1 tRNA gene and 1 rRNA gene are annotated in these 325 nt (G+C 49.5%); both read right to left on the reverse strand.

Annotated features, from left to right (window positions below):
• Positions 1 to 58 precede the first annotated feature (58 nt).
• A tRNA-Ala gene (locus CIL02_RS05540) sits at positions 59 to 132 on the reverse strand.
• A gap of 108 nt (positions 133 to 240) precedes the next feature.
• Positions 241 to 325, reverse strand: a 16S ribosomal RNA gene (locus CIL02_RS16525); the annotation flags it as partial.

The following is a 325-nucleotide window of genomic DNA, read 5'->3' on the forward strand; positions in this document are numbered from 1 at the left end:
TTACAGTCTTGCTTGTGTCAATATGTCAAAGATCTCTTTCCCAAATATAAGGGAAGCGTGGAGAATATCGGGGTCGAACCGATGACCTCTTGCATGCCATGCAAGCGCTCTAGCCAACTGAGCTAATCCCCCAAAGAGAGGTGCCAGTCTCCAGTCTCTCCTATCAAAGAGACAGCGAAGAGAAGTACAAGAAAGGATAACCAACCTTGACTTGTGTTATACAAAGGAACTCCGCTCCAGAAAGGAGGTGTTCCAGCCGCACCTTCCGGTACGGCTACCTTGTTACGACTTAGCCCCAATCACCAGTTTTGCCCTAGGCCGACGG

This window comes from Prevotella sp. P3-122 (assembly GCF_002251365.1).
Taxonomy (GTDB): Bacteria; Bacteroidota; Bacteroidia; order Bacteroidales; family Bacteroidaceae; genus Prevotella.